This window comes from Ilyobacter polytropus DSM 2926 (genome assembly GCF_000165505.1).
GTDB lineage: Bacteria > Fusobacteriota > Fusobacteriia > Fusobacteriales > Fusobacteriaceae > Ilyobacter > Ilyobacter polytropus.
In genome coordinates, this window is record NC_014632.1 from 493,331 (window position 1) to 519,282 (window position 25,952).

At 34.7% G+C, this 25,952-nt stretch carries 24 protein-coding genes; 17 read left to right on the forward strand and 7 right to left on the reverse strand.

Annotated elements, in window-relative coordinates:
• Window positions 1-54: 54 nt before the first annotated feature.
• Together ILYOP_RS02270 and ILYOP_RS02275 are read right to left on the reverse strand one after the other, a co-directional pair.
• Window positions 55-693, reverse strand: coding sequence for an amino acid ABC transporter permease (locus ILYOP_RS02270; RefSeq protein ID WP_013386892.1), 639 nt, complete (start codon window positions 691-693; stop codon window positions 55-57).
• Window positions 693-1,481 (reverse strand): amino acid ABC transporter substrate-binding protein, encoded by a 789-nt coding sequence (locus tag ILYOP_RS02275; protein WP_013386893.1) that lies wholly within the window; start codon window positions 1,479-1,481, stop codon window positions 693-695. Before ILYOP_RS02275 ends, ILYOP_RS02270 begins: the two co-directional genes overlap by 1 nt.
• 402 nt (window positions 1,482-1,883) lie before the next feature.
• Between ILYOP_RS02275 and ILYOP_RS02280 the strand changes: the two genes are divergently transcribed.
• Together ILYOP_RS02280 and ILYOP_RS02285 are read left to right on the forward strand one after the other, a co-directional pair.
• Window positions 1,884-3,200, forward strand: a complete 1,317-nt coding sequence (locus ILYOP_RS02280; RefSeq protein WP_013386894.1) for a sodium-dependent transporter — start codon at window positions 1,884-1,886, stop codon at window positions 3,198-3,200.
• 72 nt (window positions 3,201-3,272) lie between these two features.
• Window positions 3,273-4,211: a DUF1385 domain-containing protein gene (locus tag ILYOP_RS02285; protein WP_013386895.1), complete on the forward strand. Its 939-nt coding sequence runs from the start codon at window positions 3,273-3,275 to the stop codon at window positions 4,209-4,211.
• A gap of 38 nt (window positions 4,212-4,249) precedes the next feature.
• Here ILYOP_RS02285 and ILYOP_RS02290 read toward each other — a convergent pair whose 3' ends face one another.
• Window positions 4,250-5,956 carry a GGDEF domain-containing protein gene (locus tag ILYOP_RS02290; protein WP_013386896.1) on the reverse strand — a complete coding sequence of 569 codons (1,707 nt, stop codon included), beginning with the start codon at window positions 5,954-5,956 and terminating at the stop codon, window positions 4,250-4,252.
• A gap of 256 nt (window positions 5,957-6,212) precedes the next feature.
• On the opposite strand from ILYOP_RS02290, the gene ILYOP_RS02295 reads away from it, so the two are divergent.
• The 4 genes from ILYOP_RS02295 to ILYOP_RS02310 all read left to right on the forward strand — a co-directional run bounded on the left by ILYOP_RS02295 (window position 6,213) and on the right by ILYOP_RS02310 (window position 11,045).
• Window positions 6,213-8,120 carry an amino acid permease gene (locus tag ILYOP_RS02295; protein ID WP_013386897.1) on the forward strand — a complete coding sequence of 636 codons (1,908 nt, stop codon included), beginning with the start codon at window positions 6,213-6,215 and terminating at the stop codon, window positions 8,118-8,120.
• Window positions 8,121-8,183: 63 nt separating this feature from the next.
• Complete coding sequence (gene glyA, locus ILYOP_RS02300; RefSeq protein ID WP_013386898.1) at window positions 8,184-9,428, forward strand: serine hydroxymethyltransferase; 1,245 nt, start codon at window positions 8,184-8,186, stop codon at window positions 9,426-9,428.
• Between the two features lie 491 nt (window positions 9,429-9,919).
• On the forward strand, window positions 9,920-10,642 hold the full coding sequence (sfsA, locus tag ILYOP_RS02305) for a DNA/RNA nuclease SfsA (RefSeq protein ID WP_013386899.1): 723 nt from the start codon (window positions 9,920-9,922) through the stop codon (window positions 10,640-10,642).
• Window positions 10,643-10,739: 97 nt separating this feature from the next.
• On the forward strand, window positions 10,740-11,045 hold the full coding sequence (locus tag ILYOP_RS02310) for a cysteine-rich small domain-containing protein (protein ID WP_013386900.1): 306 nt from the start codon (window positions 10,740-10,742) through the stop codon (window positions 11,043-11,045).
• Window positions 11,046-11,064: 19 nt separating this feature from the next.
• Here the strand turns inward: ILYOP_RS02310 and eam are convergent, their stop codons facing one another.
• Window positions 11,065-12,321, reverse strand: coding sequence for a glutamate 2,3-aminomutase (eam, locus tag ILYOP_RS02315; RefSeq protein WP_013386901.1), 1,257 nt, complete (start codon window positions 12,319-12,321; stop codon window positions 11,065-11,067).
• Window positions 12,322-12,719: 398 nt separating this feature from the next.
• Here eam and truB point away from each other — a divergent pair, with 398 nt between their 5' ends.
• From truB to ILYOP_RS02360, 9 genes are all read left to right on the forward strand, one after another.
• Window positions 12,720-13,580, forward strand: a complete 861-nt coding sequence (gene truB / locus ILYOP_RS02320) for a tRNA pseudouridine(55) synthase TruB (RefSeq protein WP_013386902.1) — start codon at window positions 12,720-12,722, stop codon at window positions 13,578-13,580.
• A gap of 12 nt (window positions 13,581-13,592) precedes the next feature.
• Window positions 13,593-15,398, forward strand: coding sequence for a translational GTPase TypA (typA, locus tag ILYOP_RS02325; protein WP_013386903.1), 1,806 nt, complete (start codon window positions 13,593-13,595; stop codon window positions 15,396-15,398).
• Between the two features lie 4 nt (window positions 15,399-15,402).
• On the forward strand, window positions 15,403-16,302 hold the full coding sequence (locus ILYOP_RS02330) for an ankyrin repeat domain-containing protein (RefSeq protein ID WP_013386904.1): 900 nt from the start codon (window positions 15,403-15,405) through the stop codon (window positions 16,300-16,302).
• A gap of 240 nt (window positions 16,303-16,542) precedes the next feature.
• The gene (gene dhaL, locus ILYOP_RS02335; protein WP_083789070.1) at window positions 16,543-17,172 is read left to right on the forward strand and encodes a dihydroxyacetone kinase subunit DhaL; all 630 of its coding nucleotides are present in this window, start codon (window positions 16,543-16,545) and stop codon (window positions 17,170-17,172) included.
• Window positions 17,173-17,189: 17 nt separating this feature from the next.
• Window positions 17,190-18,188 carry a dihydroxyacetone kinase subunit DhaK gene (locus ILYOP_RS02340; protein ID WP_013386906.1) on the forward strand — a complete coding sequence of 333 codons (999 nt, stop codon included), beginning with the start codon at window positions 17,190-17,192 and terminating at the stop codon, window positions 18,186-18,188.
• Window positions 18,189-18,215: 27 nt separating this feature from the next.
• Complete coding sequence (gene lsrF, locus ILYOP_RS02345; protein WP_013386907.1) at window positions 18,216-19,088, forward strand: 3-hydroxy-5-phosphonooxypentane-2,4-dione thiolase; 873 nt, start codon at window positions 18,216-18,218, stop codon at window positions 19,086-19,088.
• A 38-nt stretch (window positions 19,089-19,126) separates the two neighbouring features.
• The gene (locus ILYOP_RS02350; RefSeq protein ID WP_013386908.1) at window positions 19,127-19,645 is read left to right on the forward strand and encodes a DUF1097 domain-containing protein; all 519 of its coding nucleotides are present in this window, start codon (window positions 19,127-19,129) and stop codon (window positions 19,643-19,645) included.
• Window positions 19,646-19,660: 15 nt separating this feature from the next.
• Window positions 19,661-19,975: a VOC family protein gene (locus tag ILYOP_RS02355; RefSeq protein ID WP_013386909.1), complete on the forward strand. Its 315-nt coding sequence runs from the start codon at window positions 19,661-19,663 to the stop codon at window positions 19,973-19,975.
• A 162-nt stretch (window positions 19,976-20,137) separates the two neighbouring features.
• Complete coding sequence (locus ILYOP_RS02360; protein ID WP_013386910.1) at window positions 20,138-21,082, forward strand: sugar-binding transcriptional regulator; 945 nt, start codon at window positions 20,138-20,140, stop codon at window positions 21,080-21,082.
• Window positions 21,083-21,148: 66 nt separating this feature from the next.
• On the opposite strand, the gene ILYOP_RS02365 is transcribed toward ILYOP_RS02360, so the two are convergent.
• Genes ILYOP_RS02365 through hydF form a run of 3 tightly spaced genes read right to left on the reverse strand, consistent with a single transcriptional unit; the run spans window position 21,149 to window position 24,145 of the window.
• Window positions 21,149-21,562 (reverse strand): septal ring lytic transglycosylase RlpA family protein, encoded by a 414-nt coding sequence (locus tag ILYOP_RS02365; RefSeq protein WP_013386911.1) that lies wholly within the window; start codon window positions 21,560-21,562, stop codon window positions 21,149-21,151.
• Window positions 21,563-21,565: 3 nt separating this feature from the next.
• On the reverse strand, window positions 21,566-22,900 hold the full coding sequence (locus ILYOP_RS02370) for an aspartate ammonia-lyase (protein ID WP_013386912.1): 1,335 nt from the start codon (window positions 22,898-22,900) through the stop codon (window positions 21,566-21,568).
• Window positions 22,901-22,915: 15 nt separating this feature from the next.
• The gene (hydF, locus tag ILYOP_RS02375) at window positions 22,916-24,145 is read right to left on the reverse strand and encodes a [FeFe] hydrogenase H-cluster maturation GTPase HydF (RefSeq protein ID WP_013386913.1); all 1,230 of its coding nucleotides are present in this window, start codon (window positions 24,143-24,145) and stop codon (window positions 22,916-22,918) included.
• Between the two features lie 791 nt (window positions 24,146-24,936).
• Between hydF and ILYOP_RS02380 the strand changes: the two genes are divergently transcribed.
• Both ILYOP_RS02380 and ILYOP_RS02385 read left to right on the forward strand, forming a co-directional pair.
• Window positions 24,937-25,563 carry an MBL fold metallo-hydrolase gene (locus ILYOP_RS02380; RefSeq protein ID WP_013386914.1) on the forward strand — a complete coding sequence of 209 codons (627 nt, stop codon included), beginning with the start codon at window positions 24,937-24,939 and terminating at the stop codon, window positions 25,561-25,563.
• Between the two features lie 63 nt (window positions 25,564-25,626).
• A complete protein-coding gene (locus tag ILYOP_RS02385) occupies window positions 25,627-25,899 on the forward strand; it encodes an ArsR/SmtB family transcription factor (protein ID WP_013386915.1) in 273 nt (90 codons plus the stop codon).
• The last annotated feature ends 53 nt before the right edge of the window (window positions 25,900-25,952 follow it).

A 25,952-nucleotide genomic window follows, 5' to 3' on the forward strand; every position in this document is an offset into this window, starting at 1 on the left:
AAAAAGAGTCGAATTCCTATAAGGAATTCGACTCTTTTTTATCTGCTGATATTTTTAGTATATAATCTCGTATTTATCTTCAGCTTTTTTAAATATTAATATAATAATAGAAGATACAGCTAAGTATATAAGTCCACATAAAATAAAAGGCATTATTGTGAAATCTCTAGCAACGATCTCTTTGGAATTTCTAAGAATCTCAGCCATACCTATTGAAGATATTAACGCAGTATCCTTGACCAGGTTCACCGCCTCATTAGATAGGGCAGGTAAAGACATTCTAAGGGCCTGAGGAAGTATAATATGCCTCATAGTCTTAAAATAATTCATACCAAGGACTCTAGAAGCTTCATATTGTCCTTTTGGAATACTCTGGATACATCCTCTTAAAATTTCACAGGTGTAAGCAGAATAGTTTAGGATAAATGTAAGTGAAGCCGCGGTAAATGGTGTAAGGGTGATACCCATAACCGGTAGTCCGTAGTATACGAAAAATAACTGAAGGAGAAGAGGGCTACCTCTAAATATCCAGGTATAGAGGGCGATACCTCTTCTGACGAATACACTTTTAGAAACTCCTCCTAAAGACAGAAAAAGTCCGAGGGGAAGAGCCAAAACTCCTGTGGCAATATACAGGAGGGCTGTTAACTTTAGCCCGCCTAGTATATAAATAAGCATACCCTGCGTTTCCATTACGCCTCCTTGCCACCAAACCACTTGTCGTGGATCGTGTCAAAAGTTCCGTCTTTTTTCATTTCGTCAAGAATTTTATCGATCTCTTTCTTTAATTTTTTATCTTCTTTTCTAAGTCCTACACCAAAGTCCTCTTTACCTAGGGCCTTATCTAGAGATTTGAAAATATCTTTTCCCTCTCTAGCTTCTTTTTTAGCCGCATAATATTCTCCTACAATTACATCCATTACTACTGCGTCGATTCTTTTTGCCTCAAGGTCCATAAGAGCTTCGGCATTAGTAGCGTATTTTTTGATTTCAGAAGCACTTTCTGAGATAGGGTTCTTCATAACGAGTGTGTAGCTGCTGCTTCCAAGCTGTACTCCTATGATTTTACCCTTTAGGTCTTCTGCTGTTTGGATTGGGCTGTCAGCTAAAGTCATTATAATTTGATCATTTGCAAAGTAAGGTTCAGAAAATGCTATCTGCTCTTGTCTTTCAGGAGTTATTGTCATTCCGTTCCAAACCATGTCTATATTTCCACTCTTTAATTCAAATACTATGCTGCTCCATTCACGAGGAGAAAACTCAGCCTCTACACCCATTCTGCTTGCCACTTCTTTTGCCAGGTCAATATCAAATCCTACAATTTCTCCACTTTCATCTCTGAATCCCATTGGAGCAAAAGTATCATCTAGACCCACTATAAATTTACCCTGTTCTTTGATTTTGTCATAAGAATCTGTGCTTTTCTTTCCACACCCTAAAAGTGCTATTGTAGCTAAAAAAATTAATACGATTTTCTTCATTTATTTTCCTCCTAAATTAAATTATTTATAAAAAAACATTAAAAAAAGCCACCTGGTAAAAAAGACCTAGATGGCTTAAGTTTCTAAAGAATGTAAATTTTTCTCTTAGCCACCAGTATAAAGCAATTTAAATATAATGCAGTAAAGGCTAGTATTCTTAATTACTAAAAAGAGATACAAACCTTATATTTGGTGGTGATGAATTTTAGTTAGAGGTCTATCGGATTTATAAAACATGACTAATTCTCCTAGTTTATCTTTCTGAAATAGTACAGGTAAAGCGTAAAAAAGTCAAGGGCTTTTTCCTGACTTAAAATTTCCCCTTTAATTAATATGAAGGGAAAAGATTGCTTTTTTTAAAGAAATTACTTATTATATTGTATATAAATTAGGAGGGTGCTTATGAAAGGAAAAAAAGGTGTGTATACGGCAAGCCTAGGTTTGATCGGATCAGCTATAGGTCTTGGGAATCTCTGGAGATTTCCATATATGGTTGGAAAAAATGGTGGGGGAGCTTTTCTTATAGTTTATTTTTGCTTTGTTGCTTTGCTTGGAATCCCCCTTATGTTAGGGGAGTTTGTACTTGGAAGAAGTTCACATGCAGGTATTGTGGGAGCTTTTAAAAATTTCACTCCTGGGAAACCTTGGTATCTAGCAGGGGGGTTAGGAATACTAACCTCTAGCCTTATACTGGGTTTTTACGGAGTTGTAGGAGGATGGTCATTGAGATTTTTCTACCTTTCCTCTACCAATGCCCTTATCAACAAAAACCCTGATGAATTGGGGAATGCTTTCAGAAGTTTTATTACTTCACCTGCAGACCCGATATTTTGGCAGGTTTTATTTATGGTGATAACGGCTCTTGTACTTATAAGTAAGATAGAAGGAAGCATAGAAAAAATAACCAAAATAATGATGCCGATGCTTTTTCTTATAATAATGGTTCTTTGTATGAAGGCACTTGTCCTTCCTGAATTAGGAAAGGGTATGGCATTTTTTCTGAAGCCTGATTTTTCCAAAATTACTGCAGGGGGAATACAGGCCGCCATGGGTCAGTCATTTTTCAGTCTCAGTATAGGGATGGGAGTGCTTATAACATACGGATCTTTTATGAAAAGAGATGAAAATCTTTTGGTTTCAGCTCTTCATGTTATAGGTACAGACACACTTGTGGCATTTTTGATAGGAGTTATTGTTTTTCCAGTAGCCTTTACTTACGGAATAGATCCTGAGTCAGGTCCGGGTCTTATATTTACTACACTGACGTCTCTTTTCAATGAGATACAAGGAGGATACGGATTAGGAGTGATGTTCTTTTTGCTTCTATTTTTGGCGGCTTTGACTACTGCGATCTCTTTATTAGAGTCTGTTGTGACGTGTCTTAATAATCAGTGTAAATTACCGAGAAATACAAGTGTTTTAATTGCAACTGTAATTATAACAGCTTTAGGAGCTGTAACTTCGTTATCTCTTGGAGTTTGGGGAGAAAGTAATATATTCTATGTCTTAGATTATATAACAGTGGACGTTTTTCTACCTGTTATGGCCATGCTGACCTCTTTTTATCTTGGTTATGTTCTAGAATTAAAAGTAATTAAAGAGGAGATGTCAAATGACGGAATTCAGTTTAAATATACTAAGCACTTACAGATGATGTTAAAATTTGTATGTCCTGTTATTATAGCTATTGTTCTTTTAGGTGGCTTGGCACTGAATTAGCATAATTGATAATATAAAAGGAATATGATATAATTTCTTTATTAAACTAATGAATAATAGGCGGTAGTGTATATGAAAAATAAAGAAATTACTGTAGGCGGACAGGCGGTTATAGAGGGTGTAATGATGAAAGGCTCTAAAAATCTGGCAACGGCTGTGAGGAAACCTGACGGTGAAATAGTCTATAGAAAGACGGATATTTCCAGTAAAAGTGGAAAGATTTCGAAACTTCCTTTTGTCAGAGGGTCTATAATTTTATTTAGTACCCTTATTTTAGGAACAAAAGAACTTACTTTTTCTGCTAATCAGGCAGATGACACAGAAGAGGAGCTTAGTGATAAGGAGCTTTTTATGACTGTTACATTTGCCCTTTTACTAGGAGTTGGACTCTTTATGGTTCTTCCATCGGCTATAGGGGGCTTATTGTTTTCGGCTAACAAGCTTTATGCAAATATTCTAGAGGCCTTTTTAAGATTGTTGTTTTTCGTAGTATATATCTGGGCAATATCTTTTTCAAAGGATATCAGAAGAGTCTTTGAATATCACGGTGCTGAGCATAAATCTATATATGCATTTGAGAATGGTTTAGAACTTACTCCAGAAAATGCAAAACAATATACGACGCTTCATCCTAGATGCGGTACAAGTTTTCTGCTTATTGTGATGCTCTGCTCTATATTTGTATTTTCTATTGTAGACTTTGTAATTCCTACACCTGCAACTATGTGGGGGCGTATCGGGTTAAAAGCAGTTCTGAGAGTTCTCTTCATGCCTGCTATAGCAGGGTTGTCCTACGAATTTCAAAGATTTACCAGTAGAAATCTTCATAAAAAGTGGGTAAGAACATTGGCTTCACCTGGTCTTCTTTTGCAGAAAATAACTACTAAAGAACCTGATTTAGATCAGTTAGAGGTTGCCATAGTTGCACTAAGAGTTGCAATGGGAGAAACAGTGGACAACGCAGTTGAAATAGAAAATAAAAACCTTAAAGTAAAAGAAGAGCACGCTTAGCGCTGCTCTTCTTTGCTTTTAGAGCTAGAAATATAGTTTTAACTTTTGTGGTATACCTCTACTCTGTTTCTTCCGTTTTTTTTGGCGAGATAAAGAGCTGAATCAGAATTTTTGATGGCTGCTTCAATTGTATCAAAAGAATCGTCTAAGGCTGAGATCCCTATGCTAAGAGTCACCTTGATACTGGTGTCATTGAAGATAAAAGTTTCTTCAGCTATTGTCTTTATTATTTTTTCTGCAACAATTTTTCCGGCCTTCAATTCTGTTTCAGGTAAGGCGATTAGAAATTCATCCCCGCCGTATCTTCCAAAGATATCTTCGTTTCGGATTTTATCATGAATAATTTTGCTTATAGCTTCAAGAATGTAATCTCCTGCAAGATGTCCGTAGTTATCATTTATGCTTTTAAAATGATCGATATCAAAAATCATACAGCACAGAGATAAATGGTGTCTTTTTAATTTTGTCAGTTCTTTTGAAAAAAGTTCTGAGAAGTATCTTCTGCTATAGGTTTTTGTCAGAGGATCTATTGTGGAATGTAAAAAAAGCTGTTCGTTTTTTTCTTCAAGATAAGTGTTCATTTTTTTTAAAGTTTCTTTTTTTGTTTCAATCTCTTTGTTTTTTTCTGTCAGCTCTGAGTTTTTTTCTTTTATCATTTCCAGACTCAGATATTCAGAATATTTTGACTTTGAATAAAGAAAAGCTAGAAGTGCAATAAAAATAGATATAATATAAAATTTCCAAATCAGCTTATGATTAATTTCTGATTTTATTTTAATAAAGTGCTTTTCAGGTATAGTGGAAATTATTATCCACCGATATTTTTCAAAGTCTTCATTGGAGTAATTATTCTGGGGATTTTCAGACAAAATATATTTGTCTTTTGTGGGGTTTACTTTTGTATATGTGAAAAGGCTATTGTCTAAAAAAAGCTGACCCATAAGATTATTTTTCATTTCTTCCAATAACTCAGGATTGTCATTTTTCATGTTGATTGACTTTTTTTCATCGAACATGAATCCCCATTCTTTATTTTTATCTTGATGTATCAGATAATAAGAACTGCTGTTTATCATAAAGTAAGAGCTTGAATTTTTGAGGTCGGAGTTATTTTCTATATCGCTTAATATATTTTTTCCTAAGTAATTTACAATAACTATTCCCAGTTTTTTTCCTGATTTATCAATTACCGGAGTGGCAAAACGAAGTACCGGTTTATAAGGTAATTCTATATTTTTATCTTCTATATTGAGATCAAAATCAGACATAAAAATTTCACCTTTGTTTAATTTGATGGAATTTTTAAAATAATAACGTTCTTCTTTGTTTTGTAACTGTGTATTTTCTACAATAACAGGATTCCCATCTTTATAATTCACCCTTATTTTTTCAAGACCTGAGTTATCTATATAGCGTATCTGATCATAAATTTTTTTGTATTTTATAAAGTTAAAATACTGGTGAGAAGTCTCTTTGAAATCTAAAGGGGATTTTTTTAAATCTTTGTATAAAGAAATGTTCTGGGAAAGATAAAGAACATCGGAAGTTACACTAGAAAGATCATTTAGTATAATTTCATGTACTGATTCTATAGAAATTTTTTCTGAAATTTTGATTTGATCTATTTCATTTTTTATACTGGAATTTCTGACAACTGTGAAAAAAATAAGAGTTAAAATAAAAAAAGGTGCAAAAATATAAAGGAAATATTTTATTTTGATATATTTACTTTCTGTTTTATTCATTGTTTCTCCCTGTAGAACATGATTTTATAATTTCATTATAATCTAAGAAGTGAATATATTCTACATGATATCAGGTTATTTATGATTAAATTTTTTTATAATTATAGACTTTATTTAGTTTAAAGTATAAAAAATTAATTTTAACAGAATTATTTTATGACTGAAAATTTTCTATCAAATAAAAAAGTTATTCTTAAGGGTTTGAAAGGAAATAAAACAGAAATGTAGAAACTATTACCTAAGTGGGGTGAGTACAATGAACTTAAAAAAAGAACTGGGATTCTGGGAAGTTTTCAGCATAGCCACTGGAGCGATGATTAGTTCAGGTATATTTATTTTGCCTGGCATAGCTTTTGAAAAAGCAGGTCCAAGTATAATATTGTCTTATTTTCTAGGTGGTATTCTTGCTCTTTCAGGGATACTCAATGTTATAGAATTAGCCACTGCAATGCCAAAGGCTGGAGGTGACTATTTTTTCGTCATGAGAACTTTGGGTCCCCTATTTGGAACCGTGTCTGGAGTTTTGAGTTGGTTTGCTCTGTCTCTAAAAAGTGCCTTTGCCATTCTAGGTATAGCAAGTTTTATTGACGGTATTTTTTACGGGTCTGTGACTGCCAATGATATGTTTTTTATATCCATATTTGTCACTATTTTTTTTATGGTATTAAATATAATAGGAGTAGATGTAGCTGCCAAATTTGAAGTTACTCTGGTAATTATTTTAATATGTGTAATGGTGCTGTATGTGATAGTAGGTTCGAGTTCTGTAGATGTTTCAAGGTATACTCCATTTATATCTTCTTTTGAAGATGGAAAGATAAAAGAAATTTTTCCGATATTTAAAAATTCAGGGATGTATAAAATAGTAGGTACAACTTCTCTTATATTTGTTTCTTTCGGAGGGCTTTTGAAGGCAACAACTGTGGCAGAAGAGGTAAAAGATGCAGGTAATAACATAACCAAGGGAATGATAGCCTCTATAATGACCATAACTATACTCTATGTACTTATGCTTACAGTTACTGTGGGTAATATCGATGGAGGGTACCTAGCAGGGTCCTTGTCCCCTATCTCAGATACGGCTAAAAGAGTTTTTGGACCGTGGGGATACTATCTTATAAATTTTGCAGCTCTTTTGGCTTTTTTTACCACTGCCAATGCAGGTATAATGGCTGCGTCGAGGTATCCCATGGCTCTTTCTAGAGATGGACTTGTACCTCCTATAATGAGTACGGTAAGTATTAAATTTAAAACACCTGTTCTATCAATACTTTTTACAGGAACATTCATAATGCTTTCTCTTATGCTGCCACTGGAGTTGCTTGCTAAAACAGCATCGGCAGTTATACTTTTGGCCTATATGTTAACAAGTCTGTGTGTAATAATACTTCGGGAAAGTAATGTCAAAAATTATAAGCCTATATTTAAGGCACCTCTATACCCCTGGCTTCAGATAAGCTGCATAATAATATTCAATTACTTTATGTTTAGTCTAGGATGGAAGGTCCTAAAGATAAATGTTTTACTGATAATAATAAGTATAATGGTGTATTTTCTTTACGGTAAAAAAAGAACATCACAGGAATATGCACTCCTTCACCTTCTTCTAAGAATAACTGAAAATCTAGGACTAAAGCATGGTCTTGAAGAAGAGCTAAGGGATATAATACATGAAAGAGACGAAGTGGAGTTAGATGAATTTGACAGGCTTATAAAAAATGCCAAGATTCTGGATCTTAAAGGACCAGTCACTCTAGATGAACTTTTCGATATAGAGGCTAGGCATCTGACAAGTGTAGTTGATAAACCAGAGCATGAACTGATAAAACTTTTTAATGACAGAGAGAGGGAATTTAGTACTGCCATAACTGATTTTACAGCCATTCCACATATAGTGGTAGATGAGAAGGATCTCTTTTATCTCATGGTTGTAAGATGCCGAGAGGGGATAAGGTTTAACGAAAAAAGAAACTCTGTCAAAGCTGTATTTTTATTTATAAGCAGTCCGACCCTAAGAAAAACTCATCTTAGAACCTTGGCCTCTATAGCCTCACTCACAAGAGAGGAAAGTTATGAGAGGAAGTGGATGAGTGCCAAAAATGAAAATTATCTGAGAGACATGATTTTGCTAAGTAAAAGAGAAAGGATACATCATAAATTTTAAAATATATTGACTTTTTAATGAGAGATTATTAATATAGAAACATCTTGATAAAGGGGGAATAAGATGAATTTGAGTAACCTTAATAACATCGATCCGGAAATTTACGATGTTGTATTAAAAGAAGAAGACAGACAGGAGTACGGGTTAGAGCTCATAGCTTCTGAAAATTTTGTGTCAAAGGCCGTAATGGAAACTACGGGGAGTGTACTTACAAACAAGTATGCTGAAGGGTACCCTGACAAGAGATATTATGGTGGATGTCAGTTTGTAGATGTCGCTGAAAAACTTGCTATTGAAAGGGCAAAGCAATTGTTTGGTGCAGAATATGTAAATGTTCAGGCACATTCAGGGTCACAGGCTAATATGGCTGTGTATAAAAGTCTTATAAACATCGGAGACACTATATTAGGGATGAAGTTAGACCATGGAGGACATCTTACTCACGGTATGCATGTAAACTTTTCAGGGAAAGACTATAAAGTGGTTTCCTATAGCGTGAAAAAAGATGATGAACTTATAGACTATGAAGAAGTAAGAAAATTAGCTCTTGAGTCTAAGCCAAAAATAATAATAGCAGGGGCAAGTGCCTACCCTAGAATAATTGACTTTAAAAAGTTTAGGGACATAGCAGATGAAGTAGGAGCTTACCTAATGGTAGATATGGCACATATAGCAGGTCTAATAGTGGCAGGAGAACATCCAAATCCTGTAGAGTATGCCCATGTAGTAACAACAACAACTCACAAAACACTCAGAGGACCTCGTGGAGGTATGATACTCACAAATGATGAAAATATAGCAAAAAAAGTTAATAAAACAATCTTCCCAGGTATCCAGGGCGGACCACTTATGCATATAATTGCAGCAAAGGCAGTGGCTTTCAAGGAAGCATTGCAGCCTGAGTTTAAAGACTACCAGATACAGGTAGTAAAAAATGCCAAGGTACTAGCAGATGCGCTACAAAAGGGAGGTTTAAGAATCGTCAGCGGCGGTACAGACAACCACATGATGTTAGTTGACCTTACACCTAAGGGACTTACAGGTAAGGCAGTAGAAGAGGGGCTAGGTAAGGCTCATATAACTGTAAATAAAAACGGAATACCATACGACACTCAAAAACCTATGATTACTAGTGGAATCAGAATAGGAACTCCAGCTCTTACAACAAGAGGAATGAAAGAAGAAGAGATGAAAAAAGTCGCTTCATTTATATTAGCCGTTGTAGATAATATCCAAGACGATGCTAAAATAAAAGAGGTAGGAGAAGAGATAAAAGAATTTTGTAAAGATTTCCCTCTCTATAGATAATTGACACATTAAGGCTGCTTTAGGCAGCTTTTTTTTTACCAAAGAGAAAAAAAGAACATTATTTTAGAAAGTTGAAATTTAATCTAAAGATGATTTATCCATTTAAAATTGCATAAAAATATAGGTTTTTTTTAAAATAATATGGATATAAATATTATTTTAAGTGTTGACATTTAGAGAAAGTGAAATTATACTCATACTAAGAAAAGTAAAAAGCTTTTCTAAATTATTGCGACGATCTGTAGGACGTGCAGAATCTCGTAAACAACAATCTACTACACCCACTTAAGACCAGGTTGCCCACCTGGTCTTATTTTTTGTGAGTTTTAGCTTTTATTAAATTCATCTGAAATGCTCTTTTATTATAAGTATAATAGATAAGATTATATTAATTACAAGATAAAAATGATAATATAGTATCAACACTTATTGGTAAAAAATAAGTGTTTTTATAACTGTAAATATTATTTTTTAGAAAGGGATGTGTAAAAGTGAAAAAAATTTATGAGATAAATTGTGATCAAAAAGGAAGTTTCATAGAGAGGCCTAACAGATTTATAGCCAAGGTAAAACTCGACAACGGATCATTAGAGACAGTACACGTTCATGACTCAGGAAGAATAAGAGAACTCCTTTTTGAGGGGAATCGTGTGAATATAAAAAGTGCTTCAAATCCAAATCGAAAGACAAAGTGGGATATGATAAGTGCATTGAGTGACGACGGGGAAGAGATACTTATAAACTCTGCCTACCATCGATATATATCTGAAAATATTATCCGTGATCCGGAAATTTCACCCTTTGGAAAGCTAGACAGCCTAAGAGCAGAAGTTAAATACGGAAAAAGCAGGATAGACTATATGCTGACTAAAAACGGTGAGAATATATGGGTGGAGGTAAAGGGAGTGTCTCTGTCTGTAGATAAAATGGCCATGTTTCCAGATGCTCCTAGTACAAGGGCTCAAAAGCATCTAAAAGAACTAATGGAGCTTTTAGAAAAAGGTGATAAAGCTGCAGTGCTACTTCTTATTTTCAGAAAATCAGAATGTTTCAGACCTAAATGGGAAACGGATCCTGTATTCTCAGCGCTTTTTTATGAGGCAATGGAAAGAGGGGTAGAAATTTATCCGGTTCAGTTAGAACTGAAGGATGGGAATATAAATTATAAAGGGTTGTTGCCTATAGAGGAAAGAAATGAAAGAAAGCCTGTTTGACTTGATTTAAAAGTCTAAAGTGAATTTTTTTCTTGATTTTAAGGTGCTATAGAGGTATCATCTAAATGAAAGTCATATATAAATTGGAGGTATTTAAGTGTTTGAGAGTGACGGTTTTAATTACAAATTTGTACAAAACAGCAAGTGTGAATATTTTCCATGTCACGATATCAAAGATAAGGAAAAATTCAATTGTCTGTTCTGCTACTGCCCTCTATACATGATGGGTGAAGAGTGTGGTGGTAATTTCAAATATACAGAACACGGAATAAAAGATTGCTCTAAATGTGTTCTCCCTCACATTAAAGATGTGGGATATGATCATGTTCAGGAAAAAATGATGACGGTTATAGATATGGTAAAAGATGAATATTTAATTAAGAAGGTAAAAAACGGAGGCTAGATAAAAGCCCCCGTTTTTTTTATAAATATTCTTTTATGTCGATGGTAGGATGGTTTTCGTAATCGATAACCACTCCTTCCCATGTTCTTATTTTTACTGAATTTTTACTTCTAGAAAGAAGGTATTGAGGCATAATAGGAGTTTTACCCTGTCCTTTAGGAGCATTTATTATATATGTAGGGATAGCCATTCCAGATGTATAACCTCTAAGGTATTCCATGATCTCTATACCATCATCTACAGATGTGTTGAAATGAAGAGTACCCTTTACGTGTTTTGCATGGAAGATGTAATAAGGTCTTACTCTTATTTTTAACATCTCGTGGTTCAAGAGTCTCATAACGTATTTATCATTATTGATCCCGTTTAAAAGAACGGCCTGATTCCCCAGGGAAATACCTCCGTTGGCCAGTTTATCACAGGCCTCTTTAACTTCTGGAGTTATCTCCTTTGGATGGTTGAAATGTGTGTTTATATATATAGGCTGGTATTTTTTTAGCATATCCACAAGCTCGTCGGTTATTCTCTGAGGCATTGTAACTAAGGTTCTTGTTCCTAGCCTGATATAGTCGACGTGAGGAATACTTTTTAATTCTTTTAGTATCCACTCTAGCCTCTTGTCAGACAGACACAAGACATCTCCACCTGTAAGAAGGACATCTCTTATTTCTGGATTATTTCTTATATAATCTATAGATTCCATTATAACAGCGTCACTTTTATGAGTGTCTGTTTCTCCTATATTCCTTCTTCTCTGACAGTGTCTGCAATACATTGCACATTCATTGGTAGTATTTATAATTAATCTGTCTGGATATCTTCTGGTGATACTTCCAGCAGGATTTGTAAATTCTTCTCCCATAGGATCTACTTCTCCTTCAGGGTGTGCTGCTTCTGAGCCTGTGGGTACAGAAAGAAGCCTAATTGAGTCATATTTATTTTCAGGATCTATAAGAGCGGCATAGTATGGTGAAATAGCCCATCTATATGTCGCGCCCACATTTTTGATCTCTTCTTTTTCTTTTTCAGTAAGATTCACAATAAGACTAAGTGTTTCTATATCACTGATTCTATTTATAAGCTGCCATTTATAATCATTCCATTGTTCTTCAGAAGCCCCAAAATGCTTCATTAAAATTTCTTTTGATTTTTTATACTGTTCCTGCACTTTTTCTGAAAAACCTGTCGGGATAGAGTCTCTTACACTGAGGTAATCCTCAATTCTTGATTTTAATTCACCGGCTCTCTCTAGAGAAATTTCACGTCTTTTGTTCATCTGTACCTCCTCGAAATTTGTAATGTTAGTTATATCGTATATAACCCCCCCTTGATGGATGGTTGAATAATGATAATATAAAACTTATCGAACTCTTTCATTATATATCAAATATATTTTTATGTCAACTTTTGTATACTTATTCTATTTGTTTGGTAATACAAACAACACAGTTTGGAACTTCGAGTTTCACAAAAGCCCTTTACGTTTTATTTCAGAACAATTACCAGATTGTAAAATTCATGAACTATACACCAGGTATATAGTGATAGATTGTAAGAGAGAGAAATTTAAGAGATTAGTTGTAAAATGATTTCATATAAAGGCTTAAATACGTTGGATAAAAAGTATAATTGTGATATAATTCTAGGTAGACTTTGAAACGAGGAGAAATCAGGGTGGATGGAATTATAAATATAGACAAATCTTCTGGAATGACATCCTTTGATGTGGTCAGAAGACTGAAAAGAATACTAAAGATGAAAAAAATAGGACACACTGGAACTTTGGACCCCATGGCTACAGGAATACTGGTGATCTGTACAGGACGAGCAACCAGGCTGGCCCAGGATATAGAGGGACAGAGAAAGACATATATAGCAGGATTTGAATTGGGTTACAAGACTACCACATACGACACTGAGGGAGAGATAACTCACAGAACAGACAAAGGTGCCAAGAGAGAAGAACTAGAAAAAGCCTTGGAAAATTTTAGAGGTGAAATAGATCAGATTCCTCCTATGTATTCTGCTCTCAAAGTGAACGGTAAGAGGCTTTATGAATTGGCTCGAGAAGGGAAAGAAGTAGAGAGAAAATCTAGAAGGGTTACTATAGAAAATCTGGAGATACTGGATTTTGACGGAAGAAAAGGGACCTTTACCTGCACTGTGTCTAAGGGAACCTATATAAGATCTCTTATTTATGATATAGGGGAACTCTTGGGAACCTATGGGGTGATGACTTCACTAAGAAGGACACAGGTAGGAGAATATACTCTTGATATAGCCTATACCCTAGAAGAGATAGAGGACATGATGGGAAAAGAGGATTACAGTTTTTCTAAAAGTATAGAGGAAAGTTTTTTATATCCTACTATTGAGATCTCAGGAGAAAAAAATATAAAATTATTTAATAACGGAAATACTTTGATTTATGAAAAAGAAGATGGAAGATACAGAATATATAATGACAAAAAATTCCTTGGACTGGCAGAAGTAAAAAAATGTCGTCTCAAGGGTTATAAATATTATAATGTGTAGAAAGGGAGTAGTATGAAGGTAAAGAATATAGCTATTATTGCCCATGTTGATCATGGGAAAACAACTCTTGTAGACGGTATGTTGAGACAATCAGGAGTATTTGGATCTCACGAAGTTTTAAGTGAGAGGGTAATGGACAGTAACGATCTTGAAAAAGAGAGAGGAATCACAATATTTTCAAAGAATGCTTCACTTAGATTTAAAGATTACAAAGTGAATATTGTAGATACTCCAGGCCATGCTGATTTTGGTGGAGAGGTGCAGAGAATACTTAAAATGGTTGATTCGGTTCTTCTTCTTGTAGATGCATTTGAAGGAGTAATGCCTCAGACAAAATACGTGCTGAAGCAGGCTCTTGAGCATGGGCTTAGACCTATCGTAGTAGTAAATAAGATTGACAGACCAAACTCTACACCTGAAGAAGTTGTAGATTCTGTATTTGATCTTTTTGTAGAATTAGGTGCAAATGATCTACAGCTTGAGTTCCCAGTAGTGTATGCTTCTGCGAAGAATGGTTTTGCAAAGTACAACTTGGAAGATGCTGATGAAAATATGCAGCCGCTACTTGAAACTATATTAGAGCATGTAGAAGATCCTGAGGGAGATCCTGAGGCACCGCTACAAATGCTTGCAACAAATATAGCTCCGGACAACTACCTGGGTAAACTTGGAACAGGAAGAATATATAACGGAGTTTTAAGTAAAAATCAGGAAGTTACCCTAATCAAAAGAGACGGAGAACTTATAAATTATAAAGTCACAAGAATATTCGGATATGAAGGGCTTAAAAGGGTAGAGATGGAAAAGGCTGTAGCTGGAGACATAGTTACAATAGCAGGTCTTGAGAAGATAGATATAGGGGAAACTGTTGCAGATAGAGAAAATCCTATGGCACTTCCTCTTATAGATATAGATGAGCCTACTCTTGCCATGACATTTATGGTAAGTGACTCTCCATTTGTAGGAAGAGAGGGTAAATTTGTAACCTCTAGAAATATATGGGACAGACTTCAAAAAGAACTTGAACATAATGTAAGTATGAAAGTAGAAGAAACAGAATCTGCAGACGCCTTTATTGTAAAAGGAAGAGGAGAACTTCAGCTTTCAATACTTATTGAAAATATGAGAAGAGAGGGATTCGAGCTTCAAGTGGCGAAGCCTCAGGTAATCTTCAAAGAGGTAGACGGGGTAAAATGCGAACCTATCGAGCTTGCTATAATTGACGTTGCTGATGAATTTACAGGAGTAGTTATAGAAAAACTTGGTATCAGAAAAGGTGAAATGATCAACATGGTACAGGGGACAGACGGTTATACAAGAATCGAGTTTAAAGTTCCGGCAAGAGGACTTATCGGATTCAGAAATGAATTTATGACTGAAACAAGAGGTACAGGTATCCTAAACCACTCATTCTATGACTATGAAGCTCACAGAGGAGAGGTTCCTACAAGACAAAGAGGAGTACTTATCTCTATTGATGCTGGTACGACTACAGCATACTCTCTTGGAAATCTTCAGGACAGAGGAGTATTATTCGCACCTCCAGGACAAGAAGTATATGCTGGAATGATTATTGGAGAACACTCTAGAGAAAATGATCTTACTGTAAATGTAACTAAAGGAAAGCAGCTTACTAATATGAGAGCTTCGGGATCAGATGCAACTGTTAAACTGGCTCCCCCAAGAGAGTTTACTCTTGAGCAGGCTTTGGAATATATAGCTGATGATGAGTTAGTAGAGATAACTCCGGAAAGTATAAGAATGAGAAAGAAAATATTAGACGAAGGTGCTAGAAAAAGATCTCAAAGAAAGGGATAATCATATGAAGAAAATAGTCTTTATGCTTTTGACAATTTTGATATTAATAGGTTGTAGTAATAGACAGACTGATGGAGGGATCGATATTGACAATGTCAAAGTGACTCCTGAAGATGTTTATACATCTATATTTTTAGATGACTCGGACAGTGTAAAACTTTTTTTAGATAATGGATTTCCAATAAATTATAAAGATGAATTGGGAGAAACCCTTTTAATAAAAGCTGTAAAAGGTAATTCCAAAAATGTGATTAATCTTCTAGCTTTAAGGGGTGCTCTTCTTGAGGAAAGAACATTTTCAAAATCAAGAAAAAACACAAACATAACTGTACCTGGAAGAACAGCGATTTATTTTGCAGAAAATCTTGACATTTTAAATCTTCTTGTAGATAATGGTGCAAATGTTAACTTTGTTAACGGTGAAGGAGAACCACTTTTAATTTATTTCATAAAGCATAAGCCAGATGAATATACAAAACTTCTTATAAAAAAAGGGGCCAAAGTTAATTCTGTTGATGAAAATATGTGGACTCCTTTAATATGGGCCGTCGTGAACTCAAAAGAGGAAATAGTTAAGGAACTTATAATAGAGGATGTAGATTTATTTTACAGAGATTCTCAGGGGAATTATGCTGTCTATTATGCTTTCAATAAAAACATTATCTCTCTTCTTTTAGAAGATGGATATAGAATAAAGGCTGAAAATAAAGATGATGAAACAATTATGGGAGAAGTTTATCTCAAATGTGTATCCAACGGATACTATGACGAGGTAGAAAAGCTCTTGGAAATGGGGATTGATGTAAACTATATGTCTTATGGCGATAGTGCCCTTTCTCTTGCAAAAGAAAATAAAGATGCAAAAATGACGGTTTTGCTGAAAAGTAGAGGAGCCGTTGAATAATATACTAAAATGCATAAGTTTGCCCTAGGTAGAAAACTACCTAGGGCAAACTTATTTTTTGTTTGGAAAATTTATAAATAATATTATTTTTCTTTTGAAAAACTAGAAATTAGATTTAATAAGCTTTCCAGAACAAATGTTTGGAACAAATGTAAAAAAATTCTTTTTATCCCTTGACATTTGTAAAATACAAATGTATAAATTAGTAGAAAGACTTAATAAATAAGTTGTTTAGGATGGATGGAAATGATTTTAAACAAAGAAAATTTTGTAGATATGCTCAATTCAAGTTGTCAATTAATAGATAAAAACATAGATAAACTTGGAAATATAGATGCAAAATTTGGTGACGGTGACCACGGTGTAACAATGTCAAAGATAAGCAATATCATAAAAAAATGCATAAATAATTGGGAAAATGAATCGGTATATGAATTTTTTGAAAATATGGGAGAAGAAATAATGGATGTAAATGGAGGGTCTGCGGGACCTCTCTACGGAACTTTTTTTCAAGGATTGGGAGAAGGGATAGAAAACTCAGAAGAGATAGATAATAAAGTATTTAAAAAAATGATTTTAAGTTCTTTGGAAAATATGCAAATGATCACAAAAGCGAAGGTAGGAGATAAAACAATGATGGATACACTTATTCCTGCAGCAGAATGTGCAAAAAAATCTTCTTTAGAATTACCAGAGTGCATAACCGAGATAGCAGATGCTGCCTGTAGAGGAGCAGAAAAATCTAAAGAGTTTCCTTCTAAATTTGGAAGAGCTAGATTTTTTAAAGATGAAACAATTGGCTATATGGATGCAGGTGCTATGTCTTTAAGTTTAATTTTTATGGGATTCAATGAAGGAATAAAAAAATAACAGGGGAGGATTAAAAAATGAAAATGAAGAAATTTATAAACAACCCGGAGAATTTAACACAGGAATTATTGGAAGGACTGGCACTGGCCAACAAAGAGATACTTACTTTGGTAGAGGGACATCTGGTTGTAAGTAAGGATCTAGAAACAGCAGATCGTGTGACAGTGGTAACATTAGGCGGTACAGGTCATGAGCCGGCACTACAAGGGTTTGTAGGTAAAGGTATGGTTGACATAGCAGTTTGTGGAGATATATTTGCTGCACCTGGTCCAGATAGTTGTGTAAAGGCAATTCAGATGGCAGACAAAGGTCATGGGGTTTTGTTTGTAGTATTAAATCATTCGGGGGATATGTTGACAGCAAACCTTACTATGAAAAAAATAAAAAAAATGGGAATTAATGTAGCTAAAGTAGTAACACAAGAAGATATCTCGTCGGCTCCGAGAGAAGATGCAGATAACAGAAGGGGTTTTGTAGGGTGTGTTCCTTTATACAAAATTGCAGGAGGAGCAGCTTTACAGGGAAAATCCTTAGAAGAAGTAGCAAATGTGTCTCAACGTTATGCAGATAATATGGCAGCGATCTCTGTATCACTCCGTGGAGCTACTCATCCAGCAACCGGTGGACCTTTGGCAGAGTTAGATGAGGAAGAAATGGGTGTCGGAATGGGACAGCACGGAGAAGGGGGCGGAGAAAAAATACCTATGGAGACAGCAGATGTGACTACTGATATTTTAATGGAAAAAGTATTGGATGATTTGAAAATAAAGTCAGGGGAAAAGTTAATGGTTGTGGTAAATGGATCTGGAGCAACAACTTTAATGGAGATGCTAATTGTTTACAGAAGGGCTGTAAAGCACTTGGAAGAAAAAGGTATAGAGGTAGTCGGAAATATGGTAGGTGAAATTTTGACAGTTCAAGAAACGTCTGGATTCCAGTTATTCATAGCAAGAATGGATAATGAGTTACAATCTTACTGGAATGAACCTTGTAAAACACCATATTATTCTAAATAATAATTTTAAATATTGAGGAGAGATAAAATGGCAGATTTAGAAGGAAACAAAGTTTCCAAGAATTTTCATTTAGATAAAAAATCAACATTAGAAGGATTTCATGTGAAGGGCTTAAATCACAGCGATTGGGGAATGAAAACAAGGCTTTCAAAGATATTTAACGAAGAATCTGGGAACTCGGTAATTTTAGCTTTTGATCATGGATATATAATGGGGCCAACATCTGGATTGGAAAGGTTGGATATAGTGGTTCCTCCATTACTGCCTCACATCGATGTATTGATGGCAACAAGAGGAGGACTAAGGAGTTGTATATCTCCGGCTTGTGGTAAAGGAATAGCTTTGAGGTGCACTGCGGGAAGATCTGTATTAGATGATGATCTGTCAAATGAATTTAAGGTGGTGGATACAGAAGAAGTTATAAGAATGAATGCTTCTTGTATGGCTATTCAGGTTTTTATTGGTTCTAAAAATCAACATGAAAATTTGAAAGAGTTAAACAGAGCAGTAAATGAGGGAACTAGGTATGGTATACCAACAATGGGGGTAGTTGCAGTAGGGAAAGAAATGAGTAGAACAAAAGAATATTTTTTATTGGCAACTAGGATGATTGCTGAATTCGGAGCTCATATAATTAAAACATATTATTGTGAAGGATTTGAAGAGGTAGTTGCAGCCTGTCCTGTTCCGATTGTAGTTGCAGGAGGGAAAAAAATACCAGAAAAAGATGCCTTAAATCTTACATACATGGCTATAAAAGCAGGTGCTAGAGGTGTAGACATGGGAAGAAATATCTTTCAAGCTGAAAATCCTGTAGCCATGGCAGAGGCTGTAAGTCTTATTGTACATAAAAATTACACAGATGAGGAAGCATATGAAATTTATCTGAAGAATAAATAAAAATAATCAGTTTATATGTAAGAAGTAAGGAGGGCGAAATGACTAAAAAAGAATATATAGTTGGTCCGATAATTGTAGCAGCTATTGCAATGGTAGTACAAGTGATAGATCAAACTTCAGTTTTAAATATTTCATCGGTAGGTACGGGGTTTGGATGGGTTTCTTTTCAAGCGTGGGCCTGTTACTTTTTAGCCGGTTGTACACCTAAAGGCGCTATTAGAACATTTAATAGTTATCTACTAGGATGCATCGCTTCTATTATCATAATGATATTAGGGGGAACTTTGGCGTCAATATTGGGATTTTTCGGGTTTCCGATGGCGATCTTAATATGTGTTGTACCTGTTATATGTCTAGAAAAATCAGGTGAATGGTTTGACTTTGTACCGGGTCTTTTTATAGGGGCAGGAGCATTCTTTGGTTTCATGAGTTATGTTCCAGGAGCATCATTTTTAAATGCGACTGTTACAATAATGATCTATTGTATATTGGGGTTATTAGCAGGATATTTTACTATTTTATTTAGAACAAAATATGAAATGGTTTTAAGCAAATAAAAAAAGGAGAAAAAAATGGAGATATTACATGTTGGAGTTATAACAAATGTACCTGTAGACGGGGAAGCATATAATGATGGTTTAAAAGTTCACTTAACAGATCCGGAAAACCATCCTTTTAAGTATGAATTTTTAAGATTTGAAGACGGTTCTCCCTTACATAAAAGAATCCAAACAGAACCTCATATTGCAATAAAAGTAGATTCGATAGAGGAAGAAGTTTCAAAGGCGACTGAAATTTTATCAGAAGAGATGGACTGTGGCGGAATGTTTATAAGGTTTGCTGATATAGATGGTTTCATATTTGAATTTACAGAATTTAGAAATTAATATTGAAGAATAAGACCTTTTCGGTTACTGATCTTATGTCATCAATAACCGAAAAGGTTTAGTTTTTATTTTAAGAATTTTTAATTGGAGAATCTTTGGGTGACAAAATTTATTACTTTATTGTATAATGTTTTAAAAAATAATATTTTGGAGTGTTTTCTAATGATTTATGAGATTGATAAAATAAAAAAAATTGTAGATGTTGCCAGGATGTATTATGAACAAAATTTGACACAAAATGAAATAGCCAAAGCTTTATCTATCTCTAGGCCATCTATAAGCAAAATGCTGGCCGAGGCAAAGAATTTGGGGATTGTTAAAATAACGATAACCTCTCCTCTCGAACAAAATGAAGAGCTTTTAAAAAATATAAAAGAGACATTTAATTTAAAGGGTGGAATTATAGTCCATGGAGCAGCTTCTGAGAAAGTAAATAATGCTTTTATAACCAATGAAAGTGCAATATATATCATGAATAAACTAACTAAATCCAATAAAATAGGACTTGGTTGGGGTAAGATGATGAATTCTATTGTGAAAAGAATAAGTGAAACATCTTCTGTAAAAACTTCGGGGAGTATCTGTCCATTGTTAGGTAACTCGGTAACTCCTTATGAAGAATATCATCCTGACTCACTTGTCAGAAAATTAGGAGAAAAAATGGGACTCAAGCCATTTTATATATATTCTCCAACATTTTTTGCAAGTAAAGAAGAATTTGAAGGTTTTTTAAACTTGGAAAATCAAAAGATAATAAATAATCTTTGGAATTCTCTGGATATTGCCATATTAAATATAGATAATCACCCGTCAGTGCCTGATTTTGCAACGGCCTCACGTTTTGGTGAAAGCCTAAATACAAAAAAAATTATTGGTCATATGATTTCATATTATTATAATATAAATGGTGAAATTTTAAAGAGTTCAAGTGACTATACAAATCATATTAGTTTATCTGATCTTAAAAATACTGAAACAGTTATCGGGGTTTGTTCTTCTGATACAAATGTTAAAGCAGTAATTGGGGCTCTGAAAACTGGATTAATAACGCATCTTATTATAGATGATGAGTTAGCAACTAAGGTTCTAGAAACAATAAGCAAATAGGAAGCATTGCCAATAAAGTTATGATTGTGCAATGCTTCCTATTAATTTGAAAGTTTATTATTGAAATTAACTTTTATATCTGAATGTCTCCGAGTCGTCTAAAATTTCAATTTTTACAGGTATCACTCCGCTATTGAGCGAGGCTATACTTTTAAAGGCCTTAGGACTGAGGTCTATAACTCGACCTTTAACAAAAGGGCCACGATCATTTATTTTTACTCTTACACTTTTTCCATTGTTTAAATTAGTGACACGCACGATAGTTCCAAAAGGAAGGGATTTGTGTGCAGCAGTATAATATCTAATATTATACTTTTCTCCGCTGGCAGTTAACCGCCCATGAAAATCTTTTCCATACCATGAAGCCATACCTTTTAGAGTGTGAGTCTTGGAATAAACTTCGGTTTTTTTTGATACGGCAGAACATCCAGATATAAGTAAAAGTATCAAAATTATAAAAATATTAAATTTGTTTTTCATAAATCACTCCTTTACCAAACCTTTCTCTTTTAAAAGCTCATCATATGATTTTCCTGTTTTTTCACATTCTTTCAGAATTTCCGATAAAAGCTCATAACCTAGTTGGTCTATATGACTTGTTATAGTTGAGAGGCTAGCTCTCAGGTGTTTTTCACATCTTTCTTTATCAGCGGTAATTCCTTTGATAACCTTTTCTCTAAACATTTTTATACCATCTCTTAAAACCTCTATACTTTCAAGAACAGATTCAGAAATAATTGGAGTGAGTGCATTTAATTCAAACTCTCCTTCAGCTGCCGCCGCTGAAACAATAAGGTCATTTCCCTGTACCTTATGAAATATCTGTTTTATAAATTCTGCTCCTACAGGGTTTATTTTTCCCGGCATTATAGAGGATCCCATCTGTATTGAAGGAAGTTTTATCTCTCCTATACCACCATTTGGACCTGAAGACATAAGCCTTAGGTCGTTAGATATCTTATTTAGGTTGACGGCCATTGTTTTAAGAAGGCCTGAGATTTCTACAAAAACATCTAGGTTTTGAGTGGCATCTATTAGGTTCTCTGCCCTTGCAAGGCCGTATCCGGTGAGTCTCTTAAGCTCTTCAGTCACATAATAACGATACTTTAGGCTAGCCCCTATACCGGTTCCTATGGCAGTTCCTCCGATGTTGATTCTTCTGATTCTTTCTTCTATTTTGTACAGTCTCCACCTGTCTCTAGAGACAGCTTCGGCAAATGCACCGAAACTTTGTCCTAAGGTGAGTGGGACGGCATCTTGAAGCTGTGTTCTTCCTAATTTGAATATAGGTGAGAACTCTTTTTCTTTTTTTTGAAGTTCTTCTTGCAGAGCCATGGCTTCTGTTACTAATTCTCTCAAGATTCTGATCACAGTTATTTTAACTGCAGTGGGATATGTATCATTGGTACTCTGGCTGAGGTTGACATCTTCTATGGGGTTTATGAGATCATATCTTCCCTTTTCTTCTCCCATCTCTTCTAGGGCAGCATTTGCAACTACCTCATTTGCATTCATATTTGTAGAAGTACCTGCACCACCCTGGATTGAAGAAAGAGGGAACTCAGATTCTAGCTCTCCATTATAAACCCTTTCACAGGCTCTAACTATGTAGTTTTTTTTATCTTCATCAAGTTTTCCAGCTTTGAAATTGGCTTCAGCAGCAGCAAGTTTCACCAGAGCAAAGCTTTTTATCAATTCTGGATTTGTTTTTTTCCCATTTTTAAGGTAGAAATTATCTATTGCTCTTTGAGTGTGGATTCCGTAATATTTGGTTTTAGGTATTTCTAGTTCCCCTATACCGTCTTTTTCAATTCTCATCTGTAGGTATCCTCCTTAATCTTCTAGCCACTGGAAATATACCTCTGGGAAAGGTTTCAGTGCCCTGTCTAAAATTCCATGGAGAGTGGCTATGCAGAGTCCGTAATTCAGTACAGGGACTCCTTGTACTGAACTCACCTCGATTCTAGAAAGCATCTCTTTCCTGTTTAGAGTGCAGCCTCCACAGTGTATCACAAGCTTGTAGTCTGAAAGGTTGTCTGGATAATCTCTTCCTGCACAAAAGTCAAAAGTGAGATCATTTTCTATGTTCTGACGAATCCATCTAGGAATTTTTACTTTTCCGATATCATCAGGCTGAGCATGGTGTGTACATGCTTCTGCCATAAGTACTTTGTCCCCGGCTTTTAAATTCTTTAAAGCTTTTGCGCCTTTGACCATCTTCATGAGATCTCCCTTGTATCTTGCAAAAAGTATGGAAAAAGATGTAAGGAGGATATCATCTGGAGTATCTGCTGAAACTTTTGAAAATTCCTGGGAATCAGTTATTACCAGTTTCGGTTTTTCTTTTAACTTATCGAGAGTCCAACGAAGCTCCCTTTCTTTGCAAACATGAAAGACTCCGTCATTGTCTAGAATGTCCCTCATAGTCTGTACCTGAGGGAGGATGAGCCTTCCCTTGGGCATTCCTGTATCTACCGGGATTACTAAAACGATGCTCTCTCCAGGATTTATAAGATCTCCAACTATGGTAGGTTGTTCAAATTCCTTAGGAGAGTATTTAATAATGAGCTCTTTTAAAGTGTGTATCTCTTCTTTTAGTTGTGCCGATACAGCTACATAAGGGATATTTTTTATTTTCAATTCTTCTGTGAATTCTGAATTTGCAGGTATTATATCTTTTTTGTTTATAACTGTTATAAAAGGAATATTTTTTTCCTCTAAAAGTTTTATTATCTCTCTGTCAAAGTCACTAAATCCTTCTCCGGTAACTGTGAGAAGAGCAATATCGGTTTTTTTTAAAACTTCGAGACTTTTTTTGACTCTCAATTCTCCTAGATCTCCCAAGTCATCTAGTCCTGCGGTGTCTATTATGACACAGGGACCGATTGGAAGGATTTCCATAGCTTTGTAAACAGGATCTGTTGTGGTACCTGCATATTCTGAAACTATAGCAAGGTTTTGCCCTGTGAGGGCATTTATCAGTGTGGATTTTCCCATATTTCTTTTTCCAAATATAGCTATATGAAGTCTGCTAGAACTAGGAGTTTTATTAAGTTCGGACATGGTTCCTCCTTGAAAAAAATATTATAGTTAATTTTTTTATTATAAATATAAAGATAGTTATAAGATCATTATATTATAACTATGTGATTTTGTGCAAACTTCTATTTGAAAATAAATAAATACCATACCTAACCAAAGTTTATTTATCGCTTTATTTAGGTTAAAGTATTGAATTTCTCCAAAGTTCCGTTACTTTTCCTTGATGAAAAGTAACCAAAAATCAAGGCCTGTGAAAAATAAGCTAAATGCCTTCGGAAATCTAAGTAAAAATCAAAACTCGCTGCGCTCAGACAGTTGATTTTTTCTAGAGATTTCTCTCAGCCATTCTTAACGCTTATTTTATCAATGGCCAAAAACTTAAAAAACCTTTTGTGTGCATAAACCTTGGTAAACCTTTGCGCTTGCTTTTTAAGTGAGAACATATGGTTTTAAATTTTTTTGAATTTTCAAGTCGCAGGGCTTATACAGAAAAGAACCTGCACTCAGCCGTCCTACAGAATAAGTTCCGCAGGGAACCGAGGACTGTAGCTTACAAAGGCGATAAAAGAAATATATACTTCCTAGACATTTGAAAATTCTTGAACTTTTGGTTACTTTTCTTTCAAGAGAAAAGTAACAGGTTCAAATAAAGTCAGTAATTTATCAGAATTCATTTCAAATATCAACTTGAACTACATAATATTAGAGTTTGGGATGTTATTTTAAGTTGAGATTTTTTTAAAATAATTTAATGGTTCACAAATAAGTTTAATTATCTTATAATAAATCTAAAAATGGAGGTACTAATAACTATGAAAATAAAAACTTTTTATTTGGGCGAGATGATGTCTTGTGCTTATCTTACTTGGAATGAGGATACAAAAGAGGCTTTTCTTTTTGACTGCGGTGGAGAAAACCTAGAAAATCTTTTTGCATTTTTAAGAGCCAATGAACTGACTTTAAAAAAAGTAATATTCACTCACGGACACCACGATCATATAGTGGGACTAAAGAAACTTCTTCAGCATGTTTCAGATGTAGAGATTTATATAGGGGAAGAAGAGGAAAAATTTCTTACTGATGCCAACTTAAACCTTTCAGCTTTCTTAGGAAAAAGTTTCACTTATGAAGGGAAGGTAAAAACTGTAAAAGAGGGAGATATGATAGGAGGATTCAAGGTTATTGATACTCCAGGGCATACAGTGGGATCAAAATGCTATTATAATTCCAAGGAAAAAATAATGCTTTCAGGAGACACTCTTTTTAAAAGAAGTTATGGTAGATATGATCTTCCAACAGGTAATGGAGAAGTTTTATTTGTGAGCTTGGGGAAAATATGTAATGAATATCCAGGTGAAACAAAGGTTTACAGCGGTCATACAGAGGTAACTACCCTTGGAGAAGAAAAAGTATTTCTTCAGATGAATGGGCTTATTTAAAATTTGACAATGCATAGGGAAAGTAGTATTCTGATATTATAATATGTAAATAGGAGTAGAGTTGTGGAAATTGATAAGGCTGTCTTACTGTTTAAAATGATGTCAAATCCCATAAGGCTTGGAATCTTAAAGGAGCTTTCTGAAAAAGGTGTTCTTTGTGTAAGTATGCTAGAGGAAGCTATAGGGTCTTCTCAGTCTAGTACTAGTCAACATCTGGCACATCTCAGAAATTCTGGAATACTTACCTGTCAAAAAAATGGTAAGAAGGTGTGCTATACCATAGCTGACAAGAATGTGGAGGAACTTATAAAACAACTTAAATTAGAGGAAAACTAAATTTAGAGACTGTCTTCTCATAGCGGATGGCAGTCTCCTTTTGTTTTGAAAGG